This window comes from Nitrosophilus sp. (genome assembly GCF_982775275.1).
Genome location: NZ_CEXZHP010000047.1, coordinates 1 through 5,327 on the forward strand (window position 1 = coordinate 1; position 5,327 = coordinate 5,327).

9 protein-coding genes and 1 pseudogene are annotated in these 5,327 nt (G+C 31.3%); 8 read left to right on the forward strand and 2 right to left on the reverse strand.

The features are described from left to right. Together AC30RD_RS03740 and AC30RD_RS03745 are read right to left on the reverse strand one after the other, a co-directional pair. Positions 1-348 (reverse strand): annotated as a pseudogene (locus tag AC30RD_RS03740) (hypothetical protein); the annotation flags it as partial. A 126-nt stretch (positions 349-474) separates the two neighbouring features. Further along, positions 475-735 carry an integrase core domain-containing protein gene (locus tag AC30RD_RS03745; protein WP_489492923.1) on the reverse strand — a complete coding sequence of 87 codons (261 nt, stop codon included), beginning with the start codon at positions 733-735 and terminating at the stop codon, positions 475-477. Positions 736-853: 118 nt separating this feature from the next. On the opposite strand from AC30RD_RS03745, the gene AC30RD_RS03750 reads away from it, so the two are divergent. The 8 genes from AC30RD_RS03750 to lptB all read left to right on the forward strand — a co-directional run. Continuing rightward, positions 854-1,084, forward strand: coding sequence for a ribbon-helix-helix domain-containing protein (locus tag AC30RD_RS03750; RefSeq protein ID WP_489492906.1), 231 nt, complete (start codon positions 854-856; stop codon positions 1,082-1,084). Further along, positions 1,081-1,347: a type II toxin-antitoxin system RelE family toxin gene (locus tag AC30RD_RS03755; RefSeq protein WP_489492907.1), complete on the forward strand. Its 267-nt coding sequence runs from the start codon at positions 1,081-1,083 to the stop codon at positions 1,345-1,347. Before AC30RD_RS03750 ends, AC30RD_RS03755 begins: the two co-directional genes overlap by 4 nt. Further along, on the forward strand, positions 1,322-1,795 hold the full coding sequence (locus AC30RD_RS03760; protein WP_489492909.1) for a methylated-DNA--[protein]-cysteine S-methyltransferase: 474 nt from the start codon (positions 1,322-1,324) through the stop codon (positions 1,793-1,795). The genes AC30RD_RS03755 and AC30RD_RS03760 overlap by 26 nt, the downstream gene beginning before the upstream one ends. Next, positions 1,774-2,019 carry an RNA-binding S4 domain-containing protein gene (locus tag AC30RD_RS03765; protein ID WP_489492910.1) on the forward strand — a complete coding sequence of 82 codons (246 nt, stop codon included), beginning with the start codon at positions 1,774-1,776 and terminating at the stop codon, positions 2,017-2,019. The genes AC30RD_RS03760 and AC30RD_RS03765 overlap by 22 nt, the downstream gene beginning before the upstream one ends. After that, on the forward strand, positions 2,019-3,212 hold the full coding sequence (locus tag AC30RD_RS03770; RefSeq protein WP_489492911.1) for a cation:proton antiporter: 1,194 nt from the start codon (positions 2,019-2,021) through the stop codon (positions 3,210-3,212). Before AC30RD_RS03765 ends, AC30RD_RS03770 begins: the two co-directional genes overlap by 1 nt. Further along, a complete protein-coding gene (gene trpD / locus AC30RD_RS03775) occupies positions 3,209-4,198 on the forward strand; it encodes an anthranilate phosphoribosyltransferase (protein ID WP_489492912.1) in 990 nt (329 codons plus the stop codon). The genes AC30RD_RS03770 and trpD overlap by 4 nt, the downstream gene beginning before the upstream one ends. A gap of 9 nt (positions 4,199-4,207) precedes the next feature. After that, positions 4,208-4,618 carry a tRNA (adenosine(37)-N6)-threonylcarbamoyltransferase complex ATPase subunit type 1 TsaE gene (gene tsaE, locus AC30RD_RS03780; RefSeq protein WP_489492913.1) on the forward strand — a complete coding sequence of 137 codons (411 nt, stop codon included), beginning with the start codon at positions 4,208-4,210 and terminating at the stop codon, positions 4,616-4,618. Between the two features lie 14 nt (positions 4,619-4,632). After that, the coding region (lptB, locus tag AC30RD_RS03785; RefSeq protein WP_489492914.1) for an LPS export ABC transporter ATP-binding protein at positions 4,633-5,327 on the forward strand (695 nt) is incomplete at its 3' end.

Sequence of the window (5,327 nt, forward strand, 5' to 3'; positions counted from 1 at the left end):
TGCATTCCGAAAACCTGCTTGTTTAAGTTGCTCTGCAAATTGAATATCTTTGCAAAAACTGAACATTTGTTCTGGATATTGACCATTTCTTGGATATTTCAGTTCGATAGCTGCATCTATAAATATTGTGTTATCCTTAATTTCGAAAACAGATATATCGATTTCCTTCTTCACGAAGTTAATGTTAGCCAGAGGAAAATATGAAATATTTCTCTCAAACTGAATCTTCTTATTTTTCAATCTATTTCTAAGGAATATTCCTAACTCGTGTTGAAGACTAAATTCATTATAAATCTCCACCTCGCCAGTACTTAATTTTTCAGCGAAACTTTTGATCAGTTGTTTCATTATTTTTACTGCTAACTATTTATTTACTCCCAACATTATACCACAAATAAAATATTTTGTTAAAATAAAAACTTTATAAATTACCCCAAAAGTCAAGACAATTTTTTTAAAAAGAGAGTTAATCATTTAAGCGGCCTTGTATAAGGTTTTGTTATTTTTTGACTTTTTTGATATTAAAACTTCATCTTTTGTCTTCTTTTGAATGGTTTGCAAATAGAGTTCTTTGTCATAAATCTTCATTGGTTTTTTATAACCCAATGTTTGATGGTGTCGATAAAAATTGTAAAAATGGATATAGTTTTTAATATCCTCTTTTAGTTCTTGTATTGTATCATACTCTCTAAGATAGATTCTTTCACTCTTTGCCGTTCTAAAAAAACGATCTATTTGATGAGTTTTTAATTAATACGGATTTATACAATTTTTAGGTAATTCATAAAGATTTGGTATAATTTAAACAGATATATTTTCAGATATATTGCAAGATATAAAAAGGAGAAATTATATGGCAGTTGTAAAAAAATTGATCTCTTTAGATGAGAATATTGCAAAAGAGTTGGAGTTTGTTGCAAAAAATCTAAAAACATCACAAAAAGAGATTATTGAAAAGGCACTCGATTTTTATTTTGATTATACCGATGCACTTATAGCCGATAAAATTATAGATGAAATTGAAAACAAAAATATGAAGGTTTATTCAGAGGGTGAAGCAAAAGAGTTTTTGGGGCTTAAATGAGATTGGAATTTAGCGAAAAATCTATTGATGATCTAAAAAGTTTCTCTTTAGATGAGAGAGAGTTTATATTTGAAAAAATCAAATATTTAGTTAAAAATTTTGAAGTTTTAAAAAATAGTAAAAAAATAGCCGCTTTAAAAGGTAATCACAAAGGAAAATATAGGTTTGTAATAGCAAGAAAAATAAGAGTAATTTTTCAAATAAAAGATGATAATCTTATAATATTGGTATTAAGAGTTGGAAAGAGAAAAGATATATATTGACTATTTTGATAGTTTTATAGGTACTTTAAAAATTACAGCAGATGAAAAATATCTTTTAGATATAAAAATTTCTGATAATGAAAAGTTATCAAATCCAAATGAGATAACTGAAATTACTAAAATTTGGCTAAAAAACTATTTTGATAAAAAAGAGCCTATTTGGATCCCGCCACTTAGACCTTTTAAAACGAGATTTTCTCAAAAAGTAATAAACGAGGTATTAAATATTCCTTTTGCAAAATGTAAGAGTTACTCTGAAATTGCAAAAAATATCGGCAATCCTAAAGCTTATCGCGCAGTCGCATCAGTTATGAAAAATAATCCCTATATCATAATAGTTCCATGTCATAGGGTTATTGCAAAAGAGTCTCTTGGTGGGTATAATGAAGGAGTAGAAATTAAAAGAAAACTTTTGGAGTTTGAAGAGTGCGAATTGACAAATTTTTAAATGCCACAAATTTAGTCAAAAGAAGGGCAATTGCTCAAGATATGATAAAAAGTGGCGTAGTTTATATAAACGGCAATATTGCCAAAGCTTCAAAAGAGGTAAAAGTGGGAGATATAATTACTATTAAATATTTAAAAGGTGAAAAAAAATATAAAATTTTACAAATTCCAACAACTAAAACAATTCCAAAATCAAAGATGAACGAATATGTAAAAGAGATATAATGCATGCGCAAGATATTTTTCTAATACTTCTTATTATTTTGTTTAGCGCAAGAGTTTTTGGAGAAATATTTAGAAAATTATCTTTTCCTCCAGTTTTAGGAGAACTACTTGCTGGTTTAATACTTGGTCCACCTACTTTTGGGATAATAGAGATCAATGAAGTAATAAAACTTTTAGCTGAAATAGGAATAATTTTACTACTATTTGAAGTTGGGCTTGAGACCGATCTAAAAAGACTTTTGCACTCTGGCTGGATGTCTGCGTTTGTTGCTATAGCGGGATTTGTTTTTCCTTTTGTTTTAGCTACATTAGTATCTTTTTATATATTCAATTTGGACTTAGTAGTATCTATGTTTATCGGAGGGACCATTACCGCAACGAGTATCGGGATCACAGTTAGGGTTTTGCAAGATCTTAAAAAAAGGGATTCTCAAGAGGGAGAGATCGTTATAGGGGCGGCGGTTTTAGACGATATTTTTGGTGTAATACTTTTAGCCGTTTTGTATGAGTTTTCAAGTGCCGGAGAAGTCAATTTTATTCACGTATCAAAAGTCTTTATTTTTATATTGGGTTTTTTTATAATAGCTCCAATCGCAGCTAAAATAATCGCATATCTTATAAAAAAATATCATGATAGCAATAAAATACCCGGACTTTTGCCAACATCGGTTTTTATGTTGGTTCTTTTTTTTGCATGGCTTGCGAAAAAAAGCGGCGCTCCGGAGATAATAGGTGGGTTTGCCGCTGGACTTGCCCTTTCAAGAAGATTTTTTCTACCTTTTGGTATTGCCCTTGCTGCAGATACGAAATTTGCCCAAAAATTAGAGAACGAAATAAGACCTCTTATATATGTTTTTACTCCTTTTTTCTTTGTTGCGGTGGGGCTTTCTATGAATTTAAAAGAGATAGCTTGGGGTGAGCTTGATATTTGGTTGCTTTTTGGTTCAATTTTTTTTATAGCGATTATTGGTAAAATTTTAGGAGCACTTTTTTTACCGCTAAATTTTAAAAAAAGATTGATAGTGGGTGTTTCTATGGTTCCAAGAGGAGAAGTGGGGCTCATTTTTGCCGAGATGGGTAGAATAAATAATATATTTGATAATTATATCTACGCGTCTTTGGTGTTGGTAATAGTAGTAACTACTATCATTCCGCCGTTTATAATAAAATTTTTATATAAGGGTGAAGTATGAATTATAATGAAGCATACGAGAAATTTACAAAACTTTTTGAAAACAAAATGAGCGAAGATGAAGCAAGAGAGTTTTTAATAAAGCTATATGAAAAAGGGGATAGTGCCCAAGAGATCGCTGCCGCGGCAAAGGTTATGAGGGAACACTCAATAAAACTTCCAGTTTCAAAAGATTTGCAAGAAAAACTTATAGATGTTGTTGGAACCGGTGGGGATAAAAGCGGAAGTTTCAATATTTCCAGCACAGTAGCCATACTCCTTGCTTCTTTGGGAAGTTATGTAGCAAAACATGGAAATAGAAGCGTAACAAGCAAAAGCGGGAGCGCTGATATGCTAGAAGCTCTTGGAATAAATTTGAATCTATCTTTGGAAAATCAGGTGAAAATGCTTGAAAAAACGGGATTTTGTTTTATTTTTGCCATCAATCACCATCCCGCTATGAAATATATAATGCCTATTAGAAAATCCCTCTCTCATAGAACGATTTTTAATATTTTGGGTCCTTTGACAAATCCAGCGGGAGCAAAAAAATATCTTTTGGGCGTATTTGATAAAAGTTTTATAATGAAAATAGCAAAGGCCTTAACTTTGATGGATACCAAAAGGGCGATTGTTGTTAGTAGCAAAGATAAAATGGATGAGATAAGTGTAAGCGATATAACTTATGGGGCAAAAGTTGAAGATAAAAAAATAGAAGAGTTTATCATAGATCCAAGAGAGTATAATATCCCTTATTCTCCTTTTAATGCGATATTAGGAGGAGACGCAAAAACAAACGCAAAAATAACTAAAGATATCCTAAGCGGAGAATTAAAGGGGGCTAAGCTTGATATTGTATTATTAAACGCCGCGGCGGCATTGGTGGTGGATGAGAAAGCAAAAAGTATAGATGAAGGTATATTGATGGCAAAAGAGGCGATTGATAGTAAAAAAGCTATAAAAAAATTGTATGAAATTATTGAGGTATCAAATAAACTTGGCAAATAAGAGATAATTATGATAAAAAGATTTTTACTTTCAGAAGATGAACTGGATATTTTAATAGAGTATCTAAAAAAGATATTGGGCGAGCATAAAATAGTTTTACTAAGGGGAAATCTTGGTAGCGGAAAAACCACTTTAGTAAAAATGTTTGCAAAAAAATTGGGCATAAACAACGCCTCATCTCCAACTTTTTCTATACAAAATATATACGATAATAAAATATACCATTATGATCTTTATCAAACTTCTATCGAGAAATTTTTAGAGTTGGGATTGTTTGAAGAACTTGAAAAAAAAGGGATACATTTTATAGAATGGGCAGGAGAAGATTTTGAAAATCTATTGAAAAATTTTGGTTTAGATTATGTTATTGTTGAGATAGAGCCAAAAGGTAACAAAAGAGAATATATAATAAAAACATAAAACCCGGAGTAAATATGCATCATAGTTTAAAAGCTATAAATTTAAAAAAAGTGATTAAAAATAGAGCAATAGTTGAAGGAATTTCTATAGAGGTTAAAAGTGGAGAAGTTGTTGGATTATTGGGTCCAAACGGTGCTGGTAAAACTACAACTTTTTATATGATATGCGGTCTTATAGAGTCAACGGATGGAAAAGTATTTTTTGATAAGGATGATATATCAAAACTTCCACTACATAAAAGAGCAAAAAAGGGTATCGGTTATCTTCCTCAAGAATCTAGTATATTTAAAGAGTTAAGTGTGGAAGAAAATCTTTATATCGCCGCAGAAGCCGGAGTTTTGGATAAAAAAACGAGAGAAAAAAGAGTAGAAGAGCTGCTTGAACTTTTTAATATAGAGCCTATTAGGCATAGAAAAGGCATAAGTTTAAGCGGAGGCGAGAGAAGAAGATGCGAAATAGCCAGAGCTTTGGTAAATGAACCAAAATTTTTACTTTTAGATGAGCCTTTTGCCGGTGTTGATCCCATAGCCGTAGTAGATATTCAAAATATAATCAAGCAGTTGATAGATATCGGTATTGGAGTTTTGATCACCGACCATAACGTAAGGGAGACTTTAAGCGTTTGCGACAGAGCTTACGTAATAAGGGAGGGAAAACTTTTGGCTGAAGGAAGTAGCCAAGAGATAGCTCAAAATAGAGAAGTTAGAAA